At 53.2% G+C, this 3,232-nt stretch carries 2 protein-coding genes and 1 pseudogene; all 3 read right to left on the bottom strand.

Annotated features, from left to right (window positions below):
- Positions 1 to 840 (bottom strand): annotated as a pseudogene (locus ACXRVY_RS21470) (RND family transporter); the annotation flags it as partial.
- Between the two features lie 4 nt (positions 841 to 844).
- The gene (locus ACXRVY_RS21465) at positions 845 to 1,948 is read right to left on the bottom strand and encodes a WD40/YVTN/BNR-like repeat-containing protein (protein WP_458238185.1); all 1,104 of its coding nucleotides are present in this window, start codon (positions 1,946 to 1,948) and stop codon (positions 845 to 847) included.
- Positions 1,949 to 2,024: 76 nt separating this feature from the next.
- A partial coding sequence (locus ACXRVY_RS21460) for a DUF1329 domain-containing protein (RefSeq protein WP_458238184.1) occupies positions 2,025 to 3,232 on the bottom strand: 1,208 nt, incomplete at its 5' end.

The following is a 3,232-nucleotide window of genomic DNA, read 5'->3' as shown; positions in this document are numbered from 1 at the left end:
CTGCCAGACTACCGCGACTACCGAGCAAAGCACGACCAGAAATGTGCTCCGCAGGCATCGTGTGTAGCCATAGAGCACTACTGTCGTGATAGCGATGGCGGCGGCAAAGAACAGCATAATCTGCCCCAACCCATCAATCAGGTCCCCCACCTTCTTTGCGAATCCCGTGATGTGAATGTCGACGTTTTCACTTTGATACTCGGCGCGAAGCGCTTCCAACTGAGCAGACAGTTTTGCGTAATCGAGGGGCTGGTCATCCGGCGTGCGTGCCAGCAAAGGAATGGAAATGATGCTGGACCGCTGGTCGAAGGCTACCAGTTGGCCTATCTCGTTAGACAGCTGCACATTGCTGCGCAACTCAGCGAGTGATGCGGGGCTGCCGTCGTATTTGTCAGGAATGACCGGCCCGCCATCGAGCCCATCCTCCGTTACCGAAACCCAGCGGGTGGCAGGCGTCCACAGCGACTTCATGTAAACGCGGTCCACGCCTGGCAGCAAAAAGATACGATCGTTCATGGACTGCAAAGTACGCAGGTAATCCGTGTCGTAGATGTCCCCCTTCTTGTTGGCAACAGCGATGCGCACCGTATTACCGAGTCCGGAGAGCTCCTTTTGATTGGCTAGATAATTGGCAATATAGGGATGTCCAGTAGGGATCATCTTCTCGAAACTAGCGTTCAATCCTAGTCGAGTGGATTGCCAGCCGAGCAAGACCGTCATCAGCAGACATAGCAGAAGCACCCAGTGGCGATGGTTGAACAGAGCACGCTCAACCAAGGTCCCTGAGCTTGGATCAAATACGCCTGATTCAGGCAGGGAAGGATGACGAGCGGAATTCATATGCTCACTCCGAAACTTCAGTGGCGGGATGTGAAAAACGTGACAAACCAGCAAAACCGGAGGTAATCAGACTGCCGTCGACTGCCTCGACAATGCTGCTCACGGGAGTTCCCAGCGGTTTGCCCACCGGGTCAAGCGCTAAACCATTTGAGGTGGAGCTACTGAACAAATCACCCGTTTGATTGGCTAGCAATACGCTTCCATCGGGCAATCGAGTGGAGCTACTGATTGAATTCGGCCGGGAGCCTCTCAATTGATGAAAGCTGGCGCCATCATCTGATGACAAATAGGCATGACCTTTAAGGCCCGCGATCAGCAGAGCTCCGTCACCCCGTACATTGGCGGTGAAGAAACTACCGTTATATGGGTTTGGTAACTGTGCGAAAGACTCTCCGTCATCAGTTGAACGAGCCACATAACCTTGCTCACCGGCAAGGAACCAACGGTGGTCTTTGCGAGCGATCGCGTAGATGTGCACAAGCGACGGATTTTCGATGCGTCCAATCAACGACTGCCATGTTGCCCCTCCATCCTGAGTAGAAAACACCATTCCGTAGGAGCCCGCGACAAGGCCGCGCTTGGCGTCAAGAAAGTGCAGCGCCAAGAATGGTTTATCAGGCCCATCCGCTATCAGGCGTTCGGCATTGGAGATGCGCATATCAACCGCGTCGGCATCGACTGCACTGGCCTTGTTATCTTGAGCAGTCTGCAACTCAATCTCTGCAGCCTGTATACCCGTAAGCTGGAGGCTCCAGCGCTCGCCACCGTCGACAGTGGCCAACACTGTGCCAGCGTGTCCGACTGCCCAGCCATGCATAGCGTCCACGAATTGAACCGCAACCAGACTAACTGAGACCGGAACTTGCACCTGCCGCCAGGACTGGCCGTTGTCATCGGACAGTACGATGACGCCCCTTTCACCAACGGCAATCAGTCGATCACCGGCACGTGCCAAATCAATCAGAACAGCATGAGCGGGTGTGGCTATTTGCATGGCCGGTGAACTCAGGGCAGAGCCAACAGCCCCGCCTTCAGCACAAGCCAGCGAAGCTAAAGCAGACAAAGCCAAAGCTAATGCCAAGGCACTTAAACGATTGTTTATTATCATTTTTATTATCTCTAGAATCGCGTGTTGCAAAAGCACCGACAAAGAGATTGTCGGTGCTTTTCAGAGAGGCTTAGCGTTAACGCACACCCTGCCCCGCCATGACTGTTGGCGAAAAATCAGACTTCTTGAAGCGATCGACAATCCCCCATTGCGAGGGTTGCCCAGTGAGCAGGTCAAGTACAAACCAAGTACCGGACGTAAAGTCATAGAACCCCGACGACACAGAAGCCAGGGCAGGAATATCTGGCATGACAGCCGGTAGCGCCCACAGTGTTTTCGCCAGTTGACCACTTGCATCCCAACGATCGCCCAGCAGCGCTTGCCAGGTATCTTCATCCAGGTAGTAACGGCTTTTAACCATTTGATGCCGCTCGCCAGGCTTTAGATTTGCCTCAACGACCCACACACGATGCAATTCCCAACGCAAGACGTCCGGATTAAGATGCCGCTTGCCAAGTACATCTTCAGGTTTGCCCGCGGTAAAGAATTTATTGGTGTTATAGGGAATATATAATTCCCTCTTGCCTACCAGCTTCCAGTTGAAACGATTGAGTCGCCCTTTATAAACGGACAGTTCATCATATGCCATCACGCCTGCTGATGATGGCGCCGGCGTGTCACAGCAGGAGTTAGGTACCTTTCGCACTCGCCGTTGACCGGCAAGGTAGATATGCGTTTGTGATTTGTCGGCATTGATGTTGGCCCGATCCATCGCCTGCTCACCGGCTCGAATGGGCGGACCAATATTAAGCAGGCGGATCATCCAATAATCGCCATCAAAAGTCTGCGCTGAGCCATCCTGGAAGTAATAAGGCATCTCCTGGATAGCACGACCATCGGTAGTCATGACCTGTTGACCATCGGCTGTCATCAGATAGAAGCGAGCGTCCCTTGTAATTGAAGTACCGCTCCAACTCAGCAGGTGGTTCCACATCGCCTCGTCGCCATTTTTCGGAATCGGAAACGGGATGCCACCATAGGCCCCTTCAGGCATTGGACCCGCGCTACCCTCTACCAGCTTGGCATTAACCGCATTCTTGGCTGTATTGTCATATACCCACTGCGGAGCCGCTGCCGTTCGACGCGTTGGGTAGATATCCATTCGATAGGTGTCTGGATACCGTTTGAACATTTCTTTAACACCATCGCTCAGCTTTTCTGAGTACTGGGCCATGTTCTTTGAAGTAATGCTGAAAAGAGGCTTATCCGCGGCGAAAGGATCACCACGCTTACCACCCTTCTGATAAGCCGGATCAACGGTGGTATATCCACCATCCCATGCCG

It is taken from the genome of Pseudomonas sp. P5_A2_2, from assembly GCF_054177685.1.
Note: the sequence above shows the minus strand (reverse complement) of the source record. Positions and strands in the feature narration are given on the sequence as shown.